This is a genomic window from Spirosoma lacussanchae (assembly GCF_005870035.1).
Classification (GTDB): domain Bacteria; phylum Bacteroidota; class Bacteroidia; order Cytophagales; family Spirosomataceae; genus Spirosoma; species Spirosoma lacussanchae.
The window spans coordinates 49,437-71,788 of sequence record NZ_SWJG01000013.1 but is presented as its reverse complement, the minus strand read 5'-3'; the positions used below and the strand labels follow the sequence as shown (position 1 = coordinate 71,788).

Here is a 22,352-nt window from a genome sequence, read left to right as displayed (position 1 = left end):
GTATGCGAGTTCTTTTTCTAGTCCAGGGTGAAGGTCGTGGGCATCTGACACAGGCATTATCTCTGGCGCAGATACTTAAAACGGCCGGGCATGAGGTAGTGGGTGCCTTAGTTGGCGTGACAGAAAACCGGAGCGTTCCTGATTTTTTCAGCTCGGCTTTCGCGGCTCCCATAACCCCCGTCTTTAGCCCGGGTCTGGTTTACAACGCAGGTACCAACGCGCTGGAGCCAACTAAAACAACCCTGCGGGCCATCCGATCTATCAGGCCCTTCTGGCGCAGTCTGAAACAGGTACGGAAAGCAATCGAGACGCTGCGGCCCGATGTAGTCGTCAATTTTTACGAGATGCTGGGCGGCCTCACCTATGCGTTGATGAAACCATCGGCCCCTATGGTTTGTATAGCCCATCAATACCTGGCGTTCCACCCTAACTTTCAGCGGCCCCGACACCAGTGGTTATACGAACAGGCGTTCAAGCTTAATACCCGACTCACGTGCCTTGGCGCTCAGGAGCTGTTAGCCTTATCGTTCGACAAGCAGGCCGATGCCCCCGAACGGCGCGTGCGTGTTGTTCCTCCTTTGCTCCGGCGCGAAGTTACCGAACTGAAGCCCGTTGCCGGCGATTTCCTGCTGGCCTACGTCACCCAGCCTGGCCTGCGTAGCGAGCTGGAGAAAGCGCACCAGAAAAACCCGACTATTTCGATGCATGGCTTTCATAGCGGTATTCAGGAAGCGGATCAGGCTGTTGATGAGACGCTGACCTATCACGCTATTGATGGCCAGCGCTTCCTGGATTACATGGCCCGTTGTAAAGCCATTGTCACCACGGCTGGCTTCGAGTCTGTTTGCGAAGCCGCCTACCTCGGTAAGCCCGCGCTGATGATTCCTCAGCCCAACCATTTTGAGCAGGCCGGTAACGCCCTCGACGGGCAACGGGCTGGTGTAGGCGTAGCCGCTGACCGCTTTGACCTGGATACTCTGCTCGCCTATCTGCCTCAGCATGATCCGCAGGTTAGCGAGCGGTTCAGAGCCTGGTATGGCCAGGGCTATTTCCTCTTCCTGGCTGCCCTGAACCGAGCCATTGCATCGAGGCCTACGTCTTCAGGTGGGTTCTTCGTGAGCCGGATGCGGCAGCTACTGCGGTCATAACGGGCGACGTTATTCTACGCGCCGTAGGGGAACTGAAGCGGGTCAGGAAACCGGAATGTATACGGTATCTGCTGATGCAGTTTGCTCGTACCGATCAGCTTGTACGGGATGGGCTCTTGAGGGGTAACGAAGGTTGGCAGCGCGTAGCCAAAATCAGCGCAGCTCTTTCGGTAGATAGCCTCACGCGTCGGGTGTTCAGGTGCAACGCCGTTGAAAACGCCTATAATGGTCTGATTTATCACAACCGTAAGTAAACCTACGGCATCGTCGCGGTGCAGGTAATTGACCGGTACAGCCCCGCTATCAACGGTTTTGCCAGCTACGTATTTACCGGGTATTCGATCATAACCCATCAGCCCCCCAAACCGGAGGATGGTTACCTTACAACCAGGTTGCAGGTTCTGCACCAGTTTTTCGGCCCGTACCAGCGCGGGAGCGGCAGACTGGTCTTCGGTTGTTACATCGGCTTCATCTACGGTGCGGCTCAGTTCGGGGTACACGGATGTCGAGCTGACGTAAATGACATGCGCTACATTCGACGACCGGATTGCATCGGTTAGATAAGCCACCTGCTGCGGATGAAAATCGTCGCCGAGTTTGCCTGCCTTGGGTGGTACATTGATAACAACCGTATCAACATTCAGCAGGGCCTCCAGATTACCGACCGGCCCGGGACCCAGTTGCAGTTTATAGGCATCGATGCCTCGCAGACGGAGTATGTCAACTTTCTCATCAGAGGTTGTACTGCCCAGAACCTGGTATCCTTCGGCCAGGAGCTGATCGGCCAAGGGGGCGCCGAGCCAGCCACAACCGATAATTGAAATGACGTTACGCATCAATCAGAAGCTTATTCCAAAGCTGATGGCTCTCAGATCGGGACCAAGGCCTTCTTCAAATAAGGGGCTCAGGTCATATTTTACGAAAAATTCGGTGTTCCGTATGCCCAGTTGCGTCATGACTCCATAGCGGAAGTCTGACAGATTGAAGTTCGAGTGACGCCGATCTCTACTCCCGTCGGCCTCTTTGATCTTGCGGTAGCTGTCGAGCCGGTAATTTCCATACATCCCGATTCCGATATGACCTGCCCGACGATTACGACTGTCGTAGAAGGTGAGCCTCGGAACGACCGGTATACCGATGGTACATACGGTCAGTTTGCTTTTTCGCAGGTCGCGCTGGGCATCGGGAAAGGCAACACCGGTAGTTGTTTTCTCCGCATAGTTGTTACCTTCAAACATGAAGTTATTCCAGGCCAGTTCCAGGCCGTAGTACAGCTTCAGCGACGCCCGCTTGCCCCGGATCAGGGTAGGTGTTGAGCTAACCGACAAAGCAAAATAACGGGATCCGATGGGTCTCAGGTCATAACTATCTTCCGGATAAGCCGGAACATCGCTCTGTACAATGTAATTGTTAAGCCCGATGCTACCACCAAAATTCAGGCGTCCGAAGTCGCCCCGATTGCGCCGGCGGGTCTCCTTGTAATCCCGATCGGTCCGGTCACTCTCTGATTTTTTTTGGGTCGAGTCGGCCTTGGCTCCGTCGGTATCACCCACTACAATTCTGACCCCGTCTTTTGTTTTAGTAACCACCAGCACCGTATCCTTCAGGTACTGATCACCATCACGTTTGATAGCAGCCGGCCCACCGGGAACCGAATCGAGCTGCATGCTCATTTCCCGGACAATCTTGTTTAGATCATAATTTGACAGGGCCTGAATACCGGCTTTATCGGGCGCATAGATAACCATCCGGGTCCGGTTCGCAAATCGGATCACCAGCGAGTCGGCGGGGCTGGCCGGTTTCGCCTGCGCGCTCATGCTGAGCAATAAGACCAGGACAACGAAAGTCCCGTACAAGAGTCGGCTCATTGTTTGGTAGGTTTGTCTTTATCGATAGAGTGCTTGAGGCCATTGTAAGCCCGGCTGAGCAGGCTCCGCTCTTCGGTGCCAGCATCTTGTCTGGCGAAGATTTCGCCCTGCTTCACGCGCCGTACCTGCTGCCAGAAATTACCTCCTTTGGCTTCTTTTGAAGGGGTTTCTTCCCCCTCCGGTTGAATATCGTCAGCCGAATTTTTCACCACCTGCCGTGCCGCCACCAGCCGCTCAGGTTCGGCAATCGTCACGGTCAGCACACGCTCAGCCGGTTTAACCGGGCCTACGGTCGGTTCGAGAGCAGTGGCCAACCGGGATTCAGCCGGAGTCGTTTCCAGCCGGTCGGGCCCGCTGGTAGTAGCCGGTTTGTTCTGCGCCACCATAGGTTCGCTGATCGCTTCAACTGGCTGTTTAGCCTGCGGCATAGCCACTGGCTGTTGTTGGAGTTGCCTGGCCTGGCCAGCGTCGGGCAGGGCATTATTACCCGCCACTTTATTTGCTGTCGGCTCAACCGAATCGGCAGTAGCCGGACCGGTTTCGGGCTGTGTAGTTGTTTCGGTTCTGGCCAGATCGATTCCACTGTCGGGTACGGTAGCCGGTGCGCTGCTTTCGGGTTGGCTCTTCCTGGCGATTTTGGCCGCAGCAACCTGCCCATTGGTTTGGCTAGTTCCGGGCTGGTCCGCTGACAAATACAACCAGCCGAATAAACATACCAGCAGCGTACAGGCCGCAACCGCCATGTAACGCTGTAGGGCCGGGTTGCTCCAGATCGGCACTACCGGTGTTTTCTGGTGTTGAGCGTTCATACGGGCCTGTAACCGCTCAAAGCCGCCTTCAGCAGGTGGCAGGGCTGTATCCCGCAATCGACGCGCAAACAAGTCGTCGATCGGTGATTTATCGGCCAAGTGTTCGTTGTGTTTTTTCATAAGTGTCTTTCCTGGTTTGTGCCTGCTCCGATGCACCCATTTCCGCTTTTTTAACGAGCGTCTGTAACATCATCCGGGCCCGGCTCAACTGTGATTTTGAAGTACCCTCCGAAATGCCGAGCGTATCGGCTATTTCGGCATGAGAATAGCCTTCAATAGCATACAGGTTGAAGACCGTTCGGTAGCCATCGGGCAACTGAGCGATCATCCGCAATAAATCTGTTTCATTCAGCGACGCATCGGCCCATTCATAATCCGGCTCGACTGTTACATCGTCGAGTGGGAGTTCCTGCCGCCATTGCTTCGATTTTCGCAGGAACATCAGTGATTCGGTGACCATGATGCGTCGGATCCAGCCTTCAAAGCTGCCATCTTCCCGGAACTGATCAATTTTTTCGAACACACGCATGAACCCATCGATCATAACCTCTTCGGCATCGGCCCGGTTGGCGCAGTAGCGCGTGCATACCGCCAGCATTTTGCCCGCATACCGTTCATAAACAACCTTATGCGCCCGACCTTCGGCCCGTCTTAGGGCCGCAATCAGTTGCGTTTCAGTCGAGAAAAACGGTATAAGTCGTAGCATACGTGTTCAGGTTCATTGGCAAGATGCATAATAGACACACTTGGGTTGCATGAACCTCAAAAAAAATAAAGCCCGAAACCCATTTTGTTTTCAAAATGGATTTCGGGCTTACTGTTCCCCGGCAAAAATGACTTACAATTCGGGCTGGTACTTAATCCCTGCTACATAATGCAGCCACAGTACCCGCGAAAACCTAAAATTGACAGGCGCAATCAGCACCATGGCTGGTGCAATAACGGCCACGTATACCCAACCGCCGGGATCTCCTGCCAGATAAAACAGGATAAAGCCCAGCACCAGCGCCACACCACCCGATATGGCGTAACTGACGAACATAGCGCCGTAAAAATAACCCGGCTCTACCTCATACTTCAGCCCACAGTGTGGACAAAATTCATACATATCGTCGAAACCGCGCAGTGAATAGAAGGGCCTGCTGAAGATTTTCCCTCTCCTACATCTAGGACAACGCCCTTCTGACACGGCCTGCAATTTCGAGACGTTTTCCATGCTCCAGTCTACTATTCCTATACCATAAATAACCAATGCTGGCAACCAGTAGGTACGGAACAACCAACAGATACAAAATGCCGACGTTCAGTTCTGACGCCACAACGCTTCGTCCATTACTGACGGTACTTTCTACCGTTCCACGACACATAGCACACTGGGCCATCAGGTCAGACCCTACAGCCAGAAGAATAACAAGTACAAACCAGGTTTTCCAGTTTTTCACGGCTTACGGTGATTTAATGGAGATAATACGGCTTGATCAGCAGGTATACGATCACACCCGTTGTGCTCACGTATAACCAAATGGGGTACGCCCACTTTACCGTTTGCTTATGCTTATTGATTTGGTTGGTAACCGCAAAGTAAACAGCCCTTAACACGAACCAGACAACTACAACCGACAAGACAATATGTGACACCAGCAGAAAGTAGTATACTGGCCTAATCCAGCCTTGTCCGCCAAAGGGCGTTGACTCATTGGTCAGATGATATAACACATAGCTCACCAGAAACAACGAACCAAGGGTGAAAGCGGTTAGCATTGTCCGCCTGTGTGCGGCAATATTTTTCTGCCGGATGAAGTACAGCCCCATAATCAGGAGCAACGACGTGGCTGAATTTATGACAGCGTTGATATGGGGCAGGTAGGTTGTCCAGCTTCCCAAATCTACTTTCTGCCGTATCCCCAGCAGCACCGCCACCGCCACCGGAATGGCGATTGACAATATATTGATGATCCGATTAGCCTTCTGCTCCTGCACCGGCGGTTGTAGCGTTTCCATGTGTGTATAGTGGGGAATCAGATGGAATCATCACTTAATTAGCGTTCCTGTCAGCGTCAGGCGTCTTTGCTGTAGATGTCTAGTAGCACCCGGATTTCGAGTACCAGCCGATCTACATCTTCTTTATCTGTTCCGTCATAGAACCCTCTGACAATGCCCTCTTTATCTACTAATACCAACTTTTCGCTGTGAATAAAAGTTTCGTCCGGCTTGCCCTCTTTGACCCCGGCGTCGACTACTGGTAGGTAATAACCGTGCAGCGCCAGATCATAGATATCAGCCTTCGATCCTGTCAGAAAATACCACTTGCCCGGTATAGCTCTGTAGCGCTCTGCGTAGGCCTTCAGCTGGGCTGGCCGGTCATGTTCGGGATCGACCGAATGAGACAGGAAGACCAGATCAGAGCGGTTCACAAATATATCCTGCACCCGGGTCAGCTGCGATGAGATCTTGGGACATATTGTTCCGCAGCGGGTGAAGAAAAAACTGGCAACGTAGATTTTCCCTTTCACGACCGACTGATCGATCGTTTTCCCATCCTGGTCGATGAGTTTGAAAGGCGGAATATGATTGTATATGGTATCGGTTACCTGGCTACCATCTGGCTGAGTAACTTTACCTATCAGGGGTTCGCCCCGGGCCGAGTCAATTTTCGGCAGATATCGTGGTAAAACGTAGTGATTCTGGGTGCCAAACCGCAAAAATAGATACAGCAAAGCCGGGACCAGCAGCGTAGCGAGCAGGATCCCGGCTTTTCGTGTAGTCGTCATGACTTACCTGAGTTCAAAAATGGACCCGCCTTCTGTGAGTAAGGCTGCCAATAACCAGACGATAAAGATTATTGGAACAACAATAGCCCAGATCAGGCTTTTGACTTCATGGCGAAGGTGCATAAATTCACCTACAATATAGAACGCTTTGACCAGCGTCATGATGATGAAAAGCGAAGTACGGAACCCGCCAGCATGCATCAGAAAGGCCAGTGTAAATTCAACAGCCGTAATAGCTGCCAGAATCCAGAATGTGCGCCAGATAACCCCCGTGTTGGCCGGTTGAATCTCGGTACCGCCGTGACCGTGGTCGTCGTGATAGTGTGTATTTTCAGTCATTGCTGTAGTGGTGCTTACACCAGATAGAAGAACGTAAAGACAAATACCCAAACCAGGTCGACAAAGTGCCAGTACAGACCTACCTTTTCAACCATTTCGTAGTGGCCGCGACGATCGTATAAGCCCGTGGCCGCCCGGTAAAAAATCAGGATATTCAGCACAACGCCACTCAATACGTGTGTCCCGTGGAAACCCGTAATGAAGAAGAACAGATCGGCAAAAGCCGGAGGACCATACTGGTTCTCGGTCAGGTTAGCCCCGAAGATTGTCCGTTGTACGGTTTGTCCATTTACCAGTTCACTGATTATAGTACCGGTCTCGGTGCCATGGATAAAGTGAGACCATTCCCATGCCTGACTTCCGAGGAAGGTAATACCACCCAGAATTGTCCAGAGCATGTATTTCTCCACATCCTTACGGTCCATCCGGTGACCAGCCTCAACGGCCAATACCATGGTCACGCTGCTGAAGATCAGGATAAAAGTCATGATACCCACGAAAATCAGTGGCGCATCAATCCCATGCAGGAACGGCACTGCATTGTATACCTTCTCGGGTGTTGGCCAATATAAGTTCGAGAACTTGAATACTTCGCCGTAGATGGCTGGGTCCCAGGCTGGGTAACTGTAACGAATCAGACCGTAGGTTACCAGCAGGGCTGAGAACGTGAACGTATCTGAAATCAGGAAAAACCACATCATCAACTTGCCATAACTGGCATTCATCGGCTCGACACCACCCATCCAGGCTTTTTTGTCGAACGTTTGTGCTGAGTCAGTTGCTACGGTATTTGTCGTCGCAGTAGCCGCCATCGTTTAAGAGATTATCAATGAAAATAGACTAAAAAGAAAAACAAGTACAGCCACAGAATGTCTAAAAAATGCCAGTACGTGGCGGCAATTTCGATCTGGTTTAAGCTTTTTGCATGAATACGAAGCCGAAAAGCGGCTACCAGCGCAAACACCAGCACAATCAGGCCAGAGATGAGGTGGAAACCGTGAAGCCCCGTAAATATATACATGAACGAACCGGCCGGATTACCAACAAAAAACACCTTTTGTTCAACTAGCTCGACCCAGCCCTGGAACTGCATGTACAGAAAAGCCATTCCAAGTGCAAAAGTAATAGTTATCGCTGTCCTCAGGCTGTTGAAGTTATCTTTTTTTGCAGACACGTAGGCCCAATGCATAGTCAGACTGCTTAACACCAATACTACCGAGCTATACGAAAATATAGGCGGAATCGTATACTCCAGCCAGTTACCCTCAGCTCTGCGTACCAGGTAAGCACTTGTCATAGCCGCAAACAACATAATAATACTTACGATGAATAACCACAGAATGAACTTCCGGGGATTCATCGAGAGGGTTTCTTCGGGCTCTTCCAGAACCGCTATATCCTTTACGATCTCACTCATGGGGCCTTATAGTTTGTCTAACAGATAAACAATCTGCACAATGGGCAGGTACAGTAATGATCCAAACATCATCTGTAACGCTGCTTTATCGGTGCAGGTCCTCATTAAATGAAACGTTTGTGCCAGAAACAAGATTCCGCCGATCATGGCTATAAAGGCTGAATTAATTCCGGTCATTCCCAGGGCATATGGCAGCCAGCCAACCGGAATCAGGAACAGCGTATAGATCATGATCCGGAAGGCTGTATTTTCATCTTTAGCTTTACCGGGCATCATTTGAATGCCGGCTTTCTTGTATTCGTCGAAGGCCAGCCAGCCAATGGCCCAGAAATGCGGAAACTGCCAGAAGAACTGTATAGCAAATAGAATTCCGGGCGCCCAGCCGAAATGATTGGTAGCGGCTACCCAGCCAATCATGGGAGGAAAAGCGCCGGGCAAAGCGCCAATGTATACGGCAATCTGGCCTTTCCGTTTAAGGGGTGTGTACACAAACCCATACAGCAGCAAAGACAGAACCGCCAGGGCAGCCGCCCGCAGATTAAATACTTCAACGTACAGCAGGCAGGCAGCCGAAAAAAGGATGAATGCGAATCCAGCGGCTTCGTTCACTGACAATCGACCGGTTGGCAACGGGCGACCAGCCGTACGCTTCATAAGCTTGTCCGAATCTTTCTCTATAATCTGGTTGATGATGTTAGCGGCCCCCGTGATGGCAATAGAAGCAATTACCAACACCGCCACTTTCCACCATACAATTACATCAGCTGCCAAACAATATCCGAACACACCTGAGAATACAACAGCTAGTGTCAGCTTCAATTTTAACAACTCTATATAGGCTTTCGCTTTCTCGTTGATGAGACGAAGAGCAATCACTTTTTCCATGTTAAGTAGTCTGTAAACTGAGCCTACGAATAGCCAGTTTCGATGAACTTAAAGCGGGGTTTATAAGCAGCCAAATCATAAACTGCACCCCAATCATGATAATTGCCAGAAACAGATGAACGGGTTGAGCTGACGCGGGCACTTCAAAGTACCCCATGATAGCGCCGGTACCTATTTCGGCCAGTACGGTAAGGATCAATAATATGGACAACGAGGACAAAACCCCTCCTTTACTGATGGACCTCACCTTTCTAATCACAGCAACGTGTAGTCCAAAAACGATGAGCGAGAAAGACCGGTGTACATAAAATCGCCAGTCAAGGTTGTCGATCCATTCGGCTCGCTGACTATAGCCAAGCTGCTTTACGACTTCATCCAGTGCTTCACGCACCTGAGTTCCTAAAAGCACCTGACCTAGTGACAAGATAATTGTCAGGACCACTAACCCATTCAGTGATTTTCTACCAATGCTTTGAAACGGGATCTGCCAATTAGCAGCACTAGCACGCACGTACACAAACAACAAGGCAAAAACAACAAGCACTGCCAAAAACAGATGCAACGTAATCATGTAGTGTGCTAACTCAGTGGCTACAACGCGGGAACCCAGCCATCCATTGAGGCCAATGAGTACAAAAGCAGCTAAACTACCCCAGAAAACGGGCTTGTCTTTTCGTAAGTAGGGGAAAGAGGCCACCAGCGTGGCAAAAACAAACAGACCGGAGAGTACACCCAGTAAACGGTTTACGTATTCGATCCAGGTCTTGACGGCGTTGAACTCAACCTCTCCCTTTAGCTTAGCGCCGTATAGCTGTTGATAGTTTGAGGGGAGTTGAGAAGCGTCTGTAGGGGGAATCCATTGGCCAAAGCACTTCGGCCAGTCAGGGCAGCCCATTCCGGAGCCGGTCCCTCTGACAATCCCACCCGCTAATACCAGCAGGTATACGATGATGACTGTCAGAAGAGCCAGGCTCCGGAACTGCCGCTCACGATTATTAGTGAGGTTGCTTGAACTGGTCATTCAGGTTTTGTGCCTCAATCTCTTTCTCCAAACCAATCAACTCATTCTCATGCGGAAGATTTGATTCTGGAGTTTGCGAATACGGCACGTTTTGAGGAATGAAGTCGTCCTTCGCGCCAGGCTTGCTGTAATCATATGGCCAGCGGTAAACAGCTGGGATCTCACCGGGCCAGTTGCCGTGTCCAGGATTGATCGGCGTAGTCCATTCGAGCGTGTTCGACTTCCACGGGTTCTGGGGTGCTTTTTTGCCTTTGAACAGGCTATACACAAAGTTCCAGATGAATACCCACTGAGCTGTGAAGGTGAAAATAGCCGCCAGACTGATGAAGCTATTCATATCTGTGAAGATATTCTTCGTGAAATCATAGCTCGTGAAAGCGTAGTAACGGCGTGGGAACCCGGCAATACCGATGTAGTGCATCGGGAAGAACACCAGGTAGATACCAATGAACGTCAGCCAAAAGTGGATATAACCCAGCTTCTCATCCATCATACGACCAAACATCTTCGGGAACCAGTGGTACACACCCGCCAGCAGACCGAATGCCGAAGCGGCACCCATCACCAAGTGGAAGTGAGCTACCACGAAGTAGGTATCGTGCAACTGAATGTCCAGCGCTGAGTTACCCAGAATCAGTCCTGTCAGACCACCTGATATAAAGAACGATACCAGACCGATCGAGAACAGCATGGCCGGGGTGAACCGGATATTACCACGCCACAGCGTTGTTATGTAGTTAAACGCTTTTACCGCCGATGGTACAGCGATGATCAGCGTCAGGAACATAAAGATCGAGCCCAGGAATGGGTTCATCCCCGTTACGAACATATGGTGCGCCCATACGATAAATGCCAGGAAGGCGATACCCATCATGGAGGCAATCATGGCACGGTAACCAAAGATCGGCTTACGGGCGTTCGTGGCAATAATCTCCGACGTCATACCAAGCGCCGGTAGCAGTACAATGTATACCTCAGGGTGACCCAGGAACCAGAACAGGTGCTGGAACAGAATCGGGCTACCACCGACGTTTGGCAATGCCTCACCGGTCTGGCCAATGTAAATTTCAGACAAGTAGAAGCTTGTTCCAAAGCTCCGGTCAAAAATCAGTAACAGAGCAGCCGATAACAGCACTGGAAATGAAATAAGACCCAGAACCGCTGTCAGGAAAAAAGCCCAGATCGTCAGCGGCAGTTTGCTGAATGACATACCCCGTGTGCGCAGGTTGATTACCGTGGTGATGTAGTTAATACCACCCAGCAACTGCGATACAATAAACAGAGCCATACTGACCAGCCAGAGCGTCATACCCAGCTGTGAGCCGGGGTGCGCCTGTGGCAGAGCACTCAAAGGCGGATAAACCACCCAACCACCAGCAGCAGGACCTGTTTCAATGAAAAGCGACACGAGCATAACCGCGCTGGCCAGGAAGAAGAACCAGTACGATAACATATTCAGGAATCCTGATGCCATGTCACGTGCTCCGACCTGTAGAGGGATCAGGAAGTTAGAGAACGTACCGCTCAAACCGGCAGTCAATACAAAGAATACCATGATGGTACCGTGCATCGTCACCAGAGCCAGGTAAAAGTCGGGATCAAGCTTACCGCTTTCATTAATCCAGTTACCCAGAATCGGCCGCAGAAACTCCAGCTTCATGTCAGGGAAGCCTAACTGAAGACGGAACATAACCGATAAGCTAATACCAATAACAGACCAGATAATACCAGAAATCAGGTACTGCTTAGCGATTGTCTTGTGATCTTCTGAAAAAACGTACTTGCGCCAAAAACTTTGCGGCTCGTGGTGCTCATGTTCTGCTACATGCGCCACGGTTGCCGTGTTAGCTGCTACAGTCGCCATAGTATTTTGGTTTGTTGTCTAAAGATTAACGGATTGTGGTCCGGGCTATTGAAACACCACCGCCCTGTTGAGTGGAGGCTGTTGTGCTGTCTGCGGGAGCAGCAGGCGCATCAGCCGGCAAATATTTGGCCGCTTTTGCTTTCAGATTAGCAGGTATACGGGCTGCCAGTTCAGGCGTTGATGACAGCAAAGGCTTCTGCTCTTTACACCATGCCTGCCAGGAAGCTTCATCTTCTACTACTAACCGGATACGCATCGAAAAGTGGCCGCGTCCGCAAACTTCAGTACAGGCAATCTCGTAACCGAAATCCTGATTACCTGTTATATTCCGCATCTCGTCGGTGGTTTTGTCCGCCACAAACCAGAAGCGTGTTGGCATACCTGGCACAGCATCCATTTTTACCCGCAGATGCGGAATAAACACGCTGTGCAATACGTCCCGTGCCCGGATCTTCAGCAATACAGGTTTATTTACAGGGATGTGCAACTCCGTTGTCGATGTAAAGTCGTCAAAAGAGGCCTGGTCTGTATAATCGATACCTGTATCGTTACTATTATCAATCAGTTTATAGTTGTAAGCACCCAGCTTGTTATCATCAACGCCCGGGTAACGAACAATCCAGTTAAACTGCTTTCCTACAATTTCAAACACTTGAGCATCGGCAGGAGCCTCGGACATGATGTCCCGCCATGCACGCCAGCCTGTAAACACCAGAATTGCCATCACAACCGCCGGAATAACGGTCCAGATCAGTTCGAGCTTATGGTTTTCCGGATAATATGCCGCCTTGTATCCTTCGCGGTGCTGATAGCGCCAGGCGAAGAAAAACAACAGAGCATTGGTAACTAAGAACGCGACCGTAATAATGGCCATAGAGAGCCAGAACAGAAAGTCAGTCCGGCGACCATGTGGAGACGAAGCTTCAGGCAGGAAGAAGTCCGATGCATACCAGAACGACCAGACTGCCCCAACTAATCCTACAACGAAGAAGACCATGAACAGAGCAGCGTTGACGCGATTGCTCATTCCTATGCGTCCTTCTTCAACTGGCCCTCTGGTGCTTTTAACAACAGCTGCCATTCTGGATATAACCAATACGGCCAGCCCCAGGAATATAACCGATAACAGAGCGACTATATAAACCATGATCAGAAAGTTTAATCGTTAAATGTCGTGGTGCAGGGTTTCTTCCAGCATCGGGTGATTCTTGGCAATCAGGTTAGCCTTCGTCAGCTGGGTTGAAATGGACCACATAAATCCGCAGGCGAAAATGAGAATCATCCCAAACTCGATCGGACCAAAACCAGCGTGTTCGCCAACTGTTCCTGGCATGATATTCACGTAGAAATCAAAGTAGTGGCCAACGATAATACCCCAGGCGGCCAGCTTCAGGAAGATGTACGTACGCTTGGCGTCCCTTGTCATCAGAACAAGGAATGGAAAGACAAAGTTTAACAGGATGTTTATAAAAAATGGCGCTTTGTAGATACCACCATAACCACTGAAACGCTCCCGGTAATAGATCGTTTCTTCAGGTAAGTTGGCGTAATAAATCAGCATAAACTGCGCAAACCAGACATAGGTCCAGAAGATACTGAACGCAAACATGAACTTACCCAGGTCATGCAGGTGACTATCGTTCACAATTTGCAGATACCCACGTTCCTTCAGCGTAACTACCGTCAGTGTAATGATAGCCAGACCTGTTACGTGCCAGCTAGCCAGTGTATACCAACCGAACATGGTGCTGAACCAGTGAGTATCAATCGACATCACGAAATCCCAGGCTGAGGTCGACGATGTAACGGCAAACACAACCAGAAATGCGGTTCCAAACTTGATACTCTTCTCGTAGTATTCGGTACCGCCATGGAGATCTTCCTGCAGAGAGAAATTACGAAGCATACGCCACAGCACGTACCATAGCACAAAGTACAGAACGACCCGAATCAAATAGAAGGGCGTATTTAGAAAGCCCTGTTTACCGGCAATGATCGGATCATAGTCTGGACTAGCTTTATCGTATAGCCCTTCATGAGTCCAGTGGAACAGATCATGACCAGCAATAAAGAAAACAGCCAGCACCACAACTCCCATAAAAGGAAGGTAAGCAGGTAGCGCTTCGGGAATACGCTTGAAAGCAGATGACCAGCCGGCCTGAGCCAGATAGTTGTACGAGATAAAGAACATCCCGATTACCGATGCACCTGTAAAATAGATAGCGTTTAACCAAACGTTTGCCCACAGGCGGTTAGTCCATTTGTACGCATGGTGGCCGCCATCATGACCTTCGCTGGCGCCCGTACCATGAACGACTTCATGGGTACCGTGTTCACCAACTCCTGAAGCCAGTAAATAAGCGCCGATTGCCACCAACGCAACACCGGCTCCAATGCCGATCAGTAAGCGACGTTTGGACTCTGCTGTAAATTCGAATTGTTCGTCTAGCGACGGTATTGCGTGAGCCGATGCCATTCTTATAGTTATAAGTTTTCGGTTCGCGTTTCAGAAAAGCAGGTATGTACAGTAGATCAAAGCCTGCGTTGAAAGCGGAACAATCAAATTATCCTTGTTGTAGTTTGTGTACGTACTGTACAATCTTCCAGCGTTCTTCAGGCGTCATCTGCGATCCATGGGGCCACATACGCCCTTTACCATGGGTGATGACATGAAAAATATGTCCGTCATTCATGGTCTTGTAAGCGTCGGCTGAGTAGCTGGGAACACCTTTGTATTCCTTACCAACCAGCCCGTCACCTTTACCACCTTCACCATGGCAGTGGATGCAGTAGCGGCCATACAGGACCTTACCTTCCTCAAGCGTTTTCTCCGTTTCGAGTATAGGGTTTGTCAATACGCGTTCTGCCAGCCCAATGCTGTCTTTGGGGATGTTGTAAATCATCAGGTCGGTTGTGGCGCTGTCACCAGTTCCGAACTGAGTATGGTAGTTGGGTCGCGCAACCGTGCCCCGGGCGGGCAGACGCATATTCAGTCCTTCCGGGTTTATCGTGTTGGGACGGATTTGCCGATAGGGCTCATACCCAACAGCATCATACATCTGCGGAGCGAATTCAACATTCGTATCGTCATGCCCACGCTTACAGGCCGAGCCTGCAATGATGAGACCGACCATAGCGATGGCAGCCACGCTTCTATGTTTCGTAATCTTGCTCATTGTTCGAATCAGAACTGCTTAACGTTAACTTCGGCAGCTCCTGAATTTTTCAGAATCTGTTCAATGTCGCCTTCAACAAGGTTGTTTTTGCTAAGATCAATAGCCATCGCAAACTTGTTGTCTGTTGTGCGTAAATCGTACATGAGCGGCTTCACTGTGGGACCGAGACCATTCGAAACCAGGAAAGTACCTACCATGCCCAGGGCGCAGAAAAGTACCGTCAGCTCAAAAATTACCGGTACGTATACCACAGGCGAGTACGAATCTTTACCACCTACAATCATAGGCCAGTCAAAGCTTTCGGTGTAGGCAGTCAGGGTCAGGGCAGTAAGAGTACCGGACAGACCGAACAGGAAAGCGGCAATGCCTAACCGACTGCGTGGGTGACCGAGAGCAACGTCCAGTCCGTGGATCGGGAATGGGCTATATACTTCGTGGATTCGAACACCCGCTTTTTTTACATCTCTAACGGCTTTCAGAACTACATCGTCATCGTCATAGATGCCGACTAGAAACTTACCGCTACCATTTACGTCTGACATACTTTTTATTGGTCTGTTTCTGCTTGAGCCTTCAGGCCTTTCATCACCAGGATGAAAAAGCCTGAAGGCTTAACTATTCAATTAGTCAACATCTTTGTTAAACGTCGGATTGGCAACCCGCTCACCCTTGGCAACACCCGATACCGAAACCGGCAGTTTTTCCGAAGATGATTTGATGATTGTTTTCACTTCAGCCATGTTCACCACTGGCAGGAATTTGGCAAACAGCAGGAACAGGGTGAAGAACAAACCGAACGAGAAGATATAATCGCTGATATCGAACAGAGTCGGGTGGAACATGGCCCAGCTCGATGGCAGGTAATCGCGGTGCAGCGACGTAACGATAATCACAAAGCGCTCGAACCACATACCAATGTTTACAACAACCGATAGGGTGAACGTCCAGACAACGCTCCGGCGGATAGCCCGCGACCAGAACAGCTGGGGAGAAATTACGTTGCAGGTCATCATGGCCCAGTAAGCCCACCAGTATGGTCCCGTAGCGCGGTTGATGAACGCGTAGCTTTCAAACTCAACGCCCGAGTACCAGGCAATGAAGAACTCGGTCAGGTAAGCTACCCCTACGATGGATCCCGTCAGGGTAATGACTTTGTTCATCGACTCGATGTGCTCAACCGTAATGTAGTCTTCCAGCTTAAATACGACCCGGATAATCAGCATCAGGTTCTGCACCATGGCAAAGCCCGAAAAGATAGCACCGGCAACGAAGTAAGGAGGGAAGATGGTTGTGTGCCAACCCGGAATTACCGACGTAGCAAAGTCCATACTTACAATCGTGTGTACAGACAGCACAAGCGGAGTAGAAAGACCAGCCAGAATCAAGCTCATGTACTCGTAGCGAGCCCATGTTTTAGCCGAACCGTTCCAGCCCAGCGAGAAAGCGCCGTAGATATATCGAGACACTTTGCTGCGAGCCCGGTCGCGGATAGTAGCCAGATCAGGCAGCAGACCCATGTACCAGAACACCAGCGAAACGGTAAAGTAGGTACTGATGGCAAATACGTCCCAAACCAGGGGCGATTTAAAGTTTACCCAAAGCGAACCAAAGGTGTTTGGCAGCGGCAGTGCCCAATACGCCAGCCACGGACGGCCCATGTGCATCAGGATGAAGCTGGCCGCACAGATAACGGCGAAGATGGTCATAGCCTCAGCAGCCCGGTTCACCGCCGTCCGCCACTTCTGACGGAATAGCAGCAGAATGGCCGAGATCAGCGTACCGGCGTGACCGATACCCACCCACCAAACGAAGTTGGTGATGTCCCATGCCCAGCCGACTGTTTTGTTCAGCCCCCAGACACCCAAGCCTTCCCACCAGGTCCAGAACACGCAGGCGGTTCCGTAGATTAGCACAATCACCGAAATAGTAAAGGCAATCGTCCACTCTCTGGTGGGACGCCCTTCAACCTGACGGCTGATATCCTCCGTCACATCGGCGTAGGTTTTACCACCGGTGATAAGGGGAGTTCTTACGGCTGATGTTACATGCGACATATACTTACTGTATTTACGAGGTACGATTGACGATGTACGATTTACAATTTGTGGAATTACGTTGTTTTACTCAGCTCGTAATTCGTCAATCGTAAACCATGCTTGTGATTTAGGCTTGTGATTCCTGACGGGTTTCCTGCTTGGGCTCTTCGTCCTTGTTGCGGATTTTTGTCAGGTACGAGATTTGCGGTCTCACGTTGATTTCCTCCAGTACGTGGAAAGCCCGACCCTTCATCTCTACTTCCAGCGTTTTGGAAATGGTGCTTTCGGGGTTGTTCATGTCGCCGAAAATAATGGCGTCGGTTGGGCAGGCCTGCGCACAGGCAGTCTGGATTTCATCCGGCATGGGTCGACGACGCTCTTTCTTGGCCGTCAGTTTGCCTTCCTGAATCCGCTGCACGCAGAACGAACACTTCTCGATTACCCCCCGTGACCGAACTGTAACATCCGGGTTGATGACCATCTTACCAAGGTCATTGTTGAAATGATAATCGAAGTTATCGTTATCGAAGTACTTGAACCAGTTGAAACGGCGTACTTTATAAGGACAGTTGTTAGCGCAGTAACGGGTACCGATACAACGGTTGTAGGTCATCTGGTTGAGACCCTCAGTGCTGTGGGTCGTAGCCAGAACAGGACATACCGTTTCGCAGGGAGCGTTGCTGCAGTGCTGGCAAAGCATAGGCTGGAATGTTACTTCGGGATTGGCCGAAGCTACTTCCAGTGCTTTTACATCTTCAGCGTCAGCGTCGCTGCTGTAGTAACGGTCAATCCGAATCCAGTGCATTTCACGACGCATGATTACTTCGTCGCGGCCTACTACCTGGATGTTGTTCTCCGACTGACAACCGATCACGCAGGCATTACAACCGATACAGGAGTTCAGGTCAATGACCATACCCCATGAATGGTTAGGCTTACCGTAGCCGTGCCAGAGAGTGATGTTGGTCGGATCGGTTGGCCCTTCGGACGTTTCAACCTTAGGTGTATACCGACCGGCCATCGGATTCTTGACGTAGTCGGTCAGCTTGGCTTCCTGCACGACCGCCCGGCGACCCATTACGGTGTCGTGGGTTTGCGTCTGCGCAATCTCACGCTTACCACTTGCTTTTTCAACTTTGGCGCCAACCGCTGAGAAGTTCAGGTATCCGTTGGTCAGGCTGGCGAGCGGGAAGGCGTTCTTACCAACACTGTTGCCCGCTTTACCCGCTTTTTCACGGCCATAACCGATGGCTACCGATACGGTGTTGTCGGCCTGACCGGGTTGTACCAGCACGGGTAATTCAATCGACTTGCCGTTTACAGTAACCGTCACCAAGTCGTTTTGCGCAACGCCCATATCGTTGGCCGTTTTCTGCGACAGGGCTGCGTAGTTATCCCAGCAGGCTTTAGAAACCGGATCAGGCATCTCCTGTAACCAGGGGTTATTAGCCATCGAGCCAGAACCGATGCTTACTTTCTCGTACAGGGCCAGCTCGATACCCGTCGTTGGCCGGTAGCGTTGCGCAATGCCAGCGGCAGCCTGGGCCAGGTTACCTGCAAAGCTAGCACCACCAGCAACGGCCTGACCCTTAGCGGGCTCAAAAACGCCATCGTGCAGACACTTTATCCAGAAAGCGTCAAATGACGAGAATCCTGAAGCCTGCGGATAATAGTTGGTACGCCAGTAGTTTTTCAGGTACGTCTGGAAGTCGTTTGGCCGACCTGCCCAAGTGAGTAGACTCGACTGAAACTGGCGCGTCTTGAAGATGTGCGTGATAGCCGGCTGCATCAGGCTGTAATGACCAGCTTTAGGCTCGGCATCGCCCCAGCACTCGAGGAAGTGCGGAGCCGGTGTGATGTATTTACAAACCGAAGCGGTCTCATCAGCACGGTCAGCGAACGAAATGGAGAGACCTACCCGCGGCAGGGCTTCAGCCAGTTCGGCACCACGTGGGTGATCGTATACCGGGTTAGCACCGAAAAACAGAGCAGCTCCTACCCGACCCGCTTTCGCATCATCGATGAACGCATTCATCTGCTGATCGTTACCCTGCCGGTAGTTCAGTGGTGTATCGAGATCAATGGTGGAGCCGTAGCTGCCAAGCAGACCATTCAGGGCGTTTATCACCACCTGAACGTTTGGATCATTGGATCCAGATACAACCAGCGCCCGGCCGCGTGAGCGGGCCAGATCCGTAGCCGCTTTGTCCAGATATTGCACATCGACAGAAGCAGAGCCAGCAGCCGTACCACCCAGTTTTTGAGCTACTTTATTGTATAGCGCCAGCGCAACCAGACCTTCCTGCGATGGTTTATAGGTACCCCGGTAATCGGCGTTCGCACCCGTCATCGACAATCCGGTCTCAAACTGGTAGTGACGTGACATCGTTTTCTTGCCACCACCAACAGCACCGATCTTACGACCCTGTGCATACGGACGGGCAAAATCCAGCGGAGCAATCCAGGTGCCCAGGAAGTCGGCTCCCAGGCTAACGATCGTCTGCGCTTTGCCGAAATCGTACGATGGAATAACGGCTTTACCAAACGAGGCCTGGTTGGCCTGGACTATACCGAATGCCGAGTTCACATCGTACATGATGTGGCGGGCTGTCGGGTACTTGGCTACGAAGTCAGCAACAACCGCCTTGGTGGCTGGACTTAAAATCGTAGACGTAACGATGCGAATAGCTCCACCGCGCGAAGAAACCGTATTCAGACCATTAATAATCTCGCGGTCGGCGGTTGCCCAGTCGATGACGGCATCACCCCGGCGCGGTCCATTCAGCTTGTCGATGTCATACAGAGACAGAACCGATGCCTGAACGCGGGCGGTGGTCCCCCCTTTCGAGATGCTTGACTGCGGGTTACCTTCAATTTTAATGGGCCGACCTTCGCGGGTTTCTACCAGGATAGCCGCGTAATCACCACCATCAACGAAGGTTGAAGCGTAGTAGTCTGAAATAGATGGGTACGTAAATTCCGGTTTGTTGATGTACGGAATAGCTTTATGAACTGGTGTCTCACAGGCCGCCAGCGAAACGGCAGCCATGCCAAAACCCATTGCTTTAAGGAAATCACGGCGTTGGGTGTTCGAGCCGCCCAGCAGACCATCAAGGTCTGAGGAAGACTCGTCGGGATTAGCAAATTCGCTGTTGGCGTTCTTGACGAACGTAGCGTCATTGCGCAGTTCCTCAACCCCTTTCCAATACCGTTTGGTTGTATTTTCCATGCGTATTTTGTGCGGCAGGTTAAACGATTAATAGTGGCATTTGGAACACTCCAGACCACCAATGTTGGCTACCTTGAGCGGCTCTTTGCTTTCTTTCCGGTGCAACGCAACCAGCTTATCGTAATAAGCATTGTCTTTCGTGTTGACTTCCGTTTTGCGGTGACAGTCAATACACCAGCCCATGGTCAGTGAAGAGCGTTGCTCCACTACTTCCATTTTCTCAATCTCGCCGTGGCAGGTCTGGCATTGTACGTTGCCGACGTTTACGTGCTGAGCATGGTTGAAGTAAGCCAGATCAGGCAGGTTGTGTACCCGAACCCATTCGATAGGCCGGTTCTGCTCGATGGCTGCGTAGATTTTCTGGATTTCGGGCGACTCTTTCTTGATGACGCCGTGGCAGTTCATACAAATGTTGGCAGCCGGAATCGTTGCCGATTTCCCTTTATTCACACCCGTATGGCAGTAGTTGCAGTCGATCTTGTACTGACCGGCGTGTAGCTTGTGGGAGTAAGCAATAGGCTGCTTAGGAGCATAACCCTGCTGGATACCAACACTATACAAACCGTCGATCGACTCTTTTGCGACGACCAGCAAAAACAGCCAGATAACAACGGAGCGGAGTGTTGGGTTGTTAAACGCGCCGGACAGACCTTCTTTCAAACGCTGACCCAGCGGAGCTACGGTTTGTGTACCATCGCCGGCAGCTACCGGCGTTACCGCTTTTGACAGAATCGTCACGATAACCAGTAATACGCCCAGTACGAGCAGCATGACAACCAGCAGCGCAACGAGTACAAACGTAAACAGATTAGACGGGCTCGAGCTGATACCACCGTTCTCGGCTGAGGCACCACCGCCACCACGCGGCTGAGCTTTGCCATCTCCATCAACGGTAGCCGTTGCGGGCGCACTCGCCTGGTCGATGTAGGCCAGAATACCATCGATGTCGGCATCCGTCAGGTTCGGGAAGTTCGACATCTGAATCTTGTTGAACTTGTTGTAAACCTGAACAGCGTATGGATCTCCAGCGGCAATCAGGGCCGATGAGTTACGAATCCATTTATGCAACCAATCTTTACTGGGAGCACGCTGCTGAATTCCTTTCAAACCGGGTCCAACAACTACTTCTTCAGTTACAGCATGGCATTGCGCACAGTTGTTTGTGAACAATGTTTTTCCCTTTTCAGCGTCTCCGCCACCACCCCCACCAGCAGGTGTGGCTGTGGCTGGACCTCCGCCGGCTGCCGCAACTGAGTCCTGCGCCTTGAGCTGACTACCGTTCAGTAACAGCGCCAGCGACAGGGCAAACACCCCGTAAACCTTAGACAAGCGACTCATTTTGAGATGTATAGTTAACGTGTTAATCACCATATTCACCACTAACTTTTCATTGGCCCACAAAAGTACGACACGATTGCTGTATAGGCAAAAATCAAGGTTTAGATATTTTTAAGGCTCAATTTTATTTATATTGGTTCTAAGCAGCGCCAATTCTGATTCGCCGTACCGACTGATAACGATTTGTTTATTTGGGTGTTCTGCAAAAAAAATTGCCATTCGGCTTCTTTTGCAAAGAATAGCCAAATGGCAATCATAATCGGAGAGGTTCCGAGCGGATTCGAACCGCTGTACGAGGTTTTGCAGACCTCTGCCTAGCCACTCGGCCACGGAACCATTTTACCCGAACACATGATAACTCCTCGATTCGGGACTGCAAATATAGGTATTTATCTATCGCAGGCAAAAGTCACGCCAAAAAAACGCCCCGGTATTTGGTAATACCGGGGCG

The 22,352-nt window shown here is 50.8% G+C and carries 21 protein-coding genes and 1 tRNA gene; 1 reads left to right on the top strand and 21 read right to left on the bottom strand.

Features of this window, described 5'->3' with window-relative positions:
• The first annotated feature begins 2 nt into the window (after nt 1–2).
• On the top strand, nt 3–1,148 hold the full coding sequence (locus tag FBR45_RS25405) for a glycosyltransferase family protein (RefSeq protein ID WP_138507274.1): 1,146 nt from the start codon (nt 3–5) through the stop codon (nt 1,146–1,148).
• Nucleotides 1,149–1,162: 14 nt separating this feature from the next.
• Here the strand turns inward: FBR45_RS25405 and FBR45_RS25400 are convergent, their stop codons facing one another.
• From FBR45_RS25400 to FBR45_RS25295, 21 genes are all read right to left on the bottom strand, one after another.
• Nucleotides 1,163–1,984, bottom strand: a complete 822-nt coding sequence (locus FBR45_RS25400) for an NAD(P)H-binding protein (RefSeq protein WP_138507273.1) — start codon at nt 1,982–1,984, stop codon at nt 1,163–1,165.
• 3 nt (nt 1,985–1,987) lie between these two features.
• Complete coding sequence (locus FBR45_RS25395; protein WP_138507272.1) at nt 1,988–3,016, bottom strand: outer membrane beta-barrel protein; 1,029 nt, start codon at nt 3,014–3,016, stop codon at nt 1,988–1,990.
• On the bottom strand, nt 3,013–3,945 hold the full coding sequence (locus FBR45_RS25390) for a hypothetical protein (RefSeq protein WP_138507271.1): 933 nt from the start codon (nt 3,943–3,945) through the stop codon (nt 3,013–3,015). Before FBR45_RS25390 ends, FBR45_RS25395 begins: the two co-directional genes overlap by 4 nt.
• Complete coding sequence (locus FBR45_RS25385; RefSeq protein WP_138507270.1) at nt 3,914–4,531, bottom strand: RNA polymerase sigma factor; 618 nt, start codon at nt 4,529–4,531, stop codon at nt 3,914–3,916. Before FBR45_RS25385 ends, FBR45_RS25390 begins: the two co-directional genes overlap by 32 nt.
• 132 nt (nt 4,532–4,663) lie before the next feature.
• Entirely contained in the window at nt 4,664–4,933 is a 270-nt protein-coding gene (locus tag FBR45_RS25380) for a DUF983 domain-containing protein (RefSeq protein ID WP_246082391.1), read from the bottom strand.
• Nucleotides 4,934–5,280: 347 nt separating this feature from the next.
• Nucleotides 5,281–5,826, bottom strand: coding sequence for a DUF420 domain-containing protein (locus tag FBR45_RS25370; RefSeq protein WP_138507267.1), 546 nt, complete (start codon nt 5,824–5,826; stop codon nt 5,281–5,283).
• Nucleotides 5,827–5,882: 56 nt separating this feature from the next.
• On the bottom strand, nt 5,883–6,596 hold the full coding sequence (locus FBR45_RS25365; protein WP_138507266.1) for an SCO family protein: 714 nt from the start codon (nt 6,594–6,596) through the stop codon (nt 5,883–5,885).
• Nucleotides 6,597–6,599: 3 nt separating this feature from the next.
• The gene (locus FBR45_RS25360) at nt 6,600–6,935 is read right to left on the bottom strand and encodes a cytochrome C oxidase subunit IV family protein (RefSeq protein ID WP_138507265.1); all 336 of its coding nucleotides are present in this window, start codon (nt 6,933–6,935) and stop codon (nt 6,600–6,602) included.
• A 14-nt stretch (nt 6,936–6,949) separates the two neighbouring features.
• Complete coding sequence (locus FBR45_RS25355; protein ID WP_138507264.1) at nt 6,950–7,747, bottom strand: cytochrome c oxidase subunit 3; 798 nt, start codon at nt 7,745–7,747, stop codon at nt 6,950–6,952.
• Nucleotides 7,748–7,761: 14 nt separating this feature from the next.
• Complete coding sequence (locus tag FBR45_RS25350) at nt 7,762–8,352, bottom strand: cytochrome c oxidase subunit 3 (protein WP_077922096.1); 591 nt, start codon at nt 8,350–8,352, stop codon at nt 7,762–7,764.
• 6 nt (nt 8,353–8,358) lie between these two features.
• On the bottom strand, nt 8,359–9,237 hold the full coding sequence (gene cyoE, locus FBR45_RS25345; RefSeq protein WP_138507263.1) for a heme o synthase: 879 nt from the start codon (nt 9,235–9,237) through the stop codon (nt 8,359–8,361).
• A 1-nt stretch (nt 9,238) separates the two neighbouring features.
• Nucleotides 9,239–10,258 (bottom strand): COX15/CtaA family protein, encoded by a 1,020-nt coding sequence (locus FBR45_RS25340; protein ID WP_138507262.1) that lies wholly within the window; start codon nt 10,256–10,258, stop codon nt 9,239–9,241.
• Nucleotides 10,233–12,122 carry a cytochrome c oxidase subunit I gene (locus tag FBR45_RS25335; protein ID WP_138507261.1) on the bottom strand — a complete coding sequence of 630 codons (1,890 nt, stop codon included), beginning with the start codon at nt 12,120–12,122 and terminating at the stop codon, nt 10,233–10,235. The genes FBR45_RS25340 and FBR45_RS25335 overlap by 26 nt, the downstream gene beginning before the upstream one ends.
• A gap of 25 nt (nt 12,123–12,147) precedes the next feature.
• Nucleotides 12,148–13,269 carry a cytochrome c oxidase subunit II gene (locus FBR45_RS25330; protein WP_138507260.1) on the bottom strand — a complete coding sequence of 374 codons (1,122 nt, stop codon included), beginning with the start codon at nt 13,267–13,269 and terminating at the stop codon, nt 12,148–12,150.
• A gap of 18 nt (nt 13,270–13,287) precedes the next feature.
• Nucleotides 13,288–14,598 (bottom strand): quinol:cytochrome C oxidoreductase, encoded by a 1,311-nt coding sequence (locus FBR45_RS25325; RefSeq protein WP_077922101.1) that lies wholly within the window; start codon nt 14,596–14,598, stop codon nt 13,288–13,290.
• 88 nt (nt 14,599–14,686) lie between these two features.
• Nucleotides 14,687–15,298, bottom strand: a complete 612-nt coding sequence (locus FBR45_RS25320; RefSeq protein ID WP_138507259.1) for a c-type cytochrome — start codon at nt 15,296–15,298, stop codon at nt 14,687–14,689.
• 8 nt (nt 15,299–15,306) lie between these two features.
• The gene (locus FBR45_RS25315) at nt 15,307–15,840 is read right to left on the bottom strand and encodes a DUF3341 domain-containing protein (RefSeq protein ID WP_077922103.1); all 534 of its coding nucleotides are present in this window, start codon (nt 15,838–15,840) and stop codon (nt 15,307–15,309) included.
• Between the two features lie 81 nt (nt 15,841–15,921).
• On the bottom strand, nt 15,922–17,352 hold the full coding sequence (gene nrfD, locus FBR45_RS25310; RefSeq protein ID WP_077922104.1) for an NrfD/PsrC family molybdoenzyme membrane anchor subunit: 1,431 nt from the start codon (nt 17,350–17,352) through the stop codon (nt 15,922–15,924).
• Nucleotides 17,353–17,461: 109 nt separating this feature from the next.
• Nucleotides 17,462–20,563, bottom strand: a complete 3,102-nt coding sequence (locus tag FBR45_RS25305; protein WP_138507258.1) for a TAT-variant-translocated molybdopterin oxidoreductase — start codon at nt 20,561–20,563, stop codon at nt 17,462–17,464.
• Between the two features lie 27 nt (nt 20,564–20,590).
• The gene (locus tag FBR45_RS25300; protein ID WP_246082390.1) at nt 20,591–21,901 is read right to left on the bottom strand and encodes a c-type cytochrome; all 1,311 of its coding nucleotides are present in this window, start codon (nt 21,899–21,901) and stop codon (nt 20,591–20,593) included.
• Between the two features lie 265 nt (nt 21,902–22,166).
• Nucleotides 22,167–22,237 (bottom strand) — tRNA-Cys (locus tag FBR45_RS25295).
• Nucleotides 22,238–22,352: the final 115 nt, after the last annotated feature.

Excerpts from the sequence above, each read along its gene's own strand:
- FBR45_RS25355 (WP_138507264.1), bottom strand. The coding sequence starts at position 7,747 with ATGGCGGCTACTGCGACGACAAATACCGTAGCAACTGACTCAGCACAA.
- FBR45_RS25330 (WP_138507260.1), bottom strand. The coding sequence starts at position 13,269 with ATGGTTTATATAGTCGCTCTGTTATCGGTTATATTCCTGGGGCTGGCC.
- FBR45_RS25335 (WP_138507261.1), bottom strand. The coding sequence starts at position 12,122 with ATGGCGACTGTAGCAGCTAACACGGCAACCGTGGCGCATGTAGCAGAA.
- FBR45_RS25370 (WP_138507267.1), bottom strand. The coding sequence starts at position 5,826 with ATGGAAACGCTACAACCGCCGGTGCAGGAGCAGAAGGCTAATCGGATC.
- FBR45_RS25360 (WP_138507265.1), bottom strand. The coding sequence starts at position 6,935 with ATGACTGAAAATACACACTATCACGACGACCACGGTCACGGCGGTACC.
- FBR45_RS25315 (WP_077922103.1), bottom strand. The coding sequence starts at position 15,840 with ATGTCAGACGTAAATGGTAGCGGTAAGTTTCTAGTCGGCATCTATGAC.
- FBR45_RS25390 (WP_138507271.1), bottom strand. The coding sequence starts at position 3,945 with ATGAAAAAACACAACGAACACTTGGCCGATAAATCACCGATCGACGAC.
- FBR45_RS25340 (WP_138507262.1), bottom strand. The coding sequence starts at position 10,258 with ATGACCAGTTCAAGCAACCTCACTAATAATCGTGAGCGGCAGTTCCGG.
- FBR45_RS25400 (WP_138507273.1), bottom strand. The coding sequence starts at position 1,984 with ATGCGTAACGTCATTTCAATTATCGGTTGTGGCTGGCTCGGCGCCCCC.
- FBR45_RS25395 (WP_138507272.1), bottom strand. The coding sequence starts at position 3,016 with ATGAGCCGACTCTTGTACGGGACTTTCGTTGTCCTGGTCTTATTGCTC.
- cyoE (WP_138507263.1), bottom strand. The coding sequence starts at position 9,237 with ATGGAAAAAGTGATTGCTCTTCGTCTCATCAACGAGAAAGCGAAAGCC.
- FBR45_RS25320 (WP_138507259.1), bottom strand. The coding sequence starts at position 15,298 with ATGAGCAAGATTACGAAACATAGAAGCGTGGCTGCCATCGCTATGGTC.
- FBR45_RS25305 (WP_138507258.1), bottom strand. The coding sequence starts at position 20,563 with ATGGAAAATACAACCAAACGGTATTGGAAAGGGGTTGAGGAACTGCGC.
- nrfD (WP_077922104.1), bottom strand. The coding sequence starts at position 17,352 with ATGTCGCATGTAACATCAGCCGTAAGAACTCCCCTTATCACCGGTGGT.
- FBR45_RS25385 (WP_138507270.1), bottom strand. The coding sequence starts at position 4,531 with ATGCTACGACTTATACCGTTTTTCTCGACTGAAACGCAACTGATTGCG.
- FBR45_RS25380 (WP_246082391.1), bottom strand. The coding sequence starts at position 4,933 with ATGTATGAATTTTGTCCACACTGTGGGCTGAAGTATGAGGTAGAGCCG.
- FBR45_RS25350 (WP_077922096.1), bottom strand. The coding sequence starts at position 8,352 with ATGAGTGAGATCGTAAAGGATATAGCGGTTCTGGAAGAGCCCGAAGAA.
- FBR45_RS25300 (WP_246082390.1), bottom strand. The coding sequence starts at position 21,901 with ATGAGTCGCTTGTCTAAGGTTTACGGGGTGTTTGCCCTGTCGCTGGCG.
- FBR45_RS25365 (WP_138507266.1), bottom strand. The coding sequence starts at position 6,596 with ATGACGACTACACGAAAAGCCGGGATCCTGCTCGCTACGCTGCTGGTC.
- FBR45_RS25325 (WP_077922101.1), bottom strand. The coding sequence starts at position 14,598 with ATGGCATCGGCTCACGCAATACCGTCGCTAGACGAACAATTCGAATTT.
- FBR45_RS25405 (WP_138507274.1), top strand. The coding sequence starts at position 3 with ATGCGAGTTCTTTTTCTAGTCCAGGGTGAAGGTCGTGGGCATCTGACA.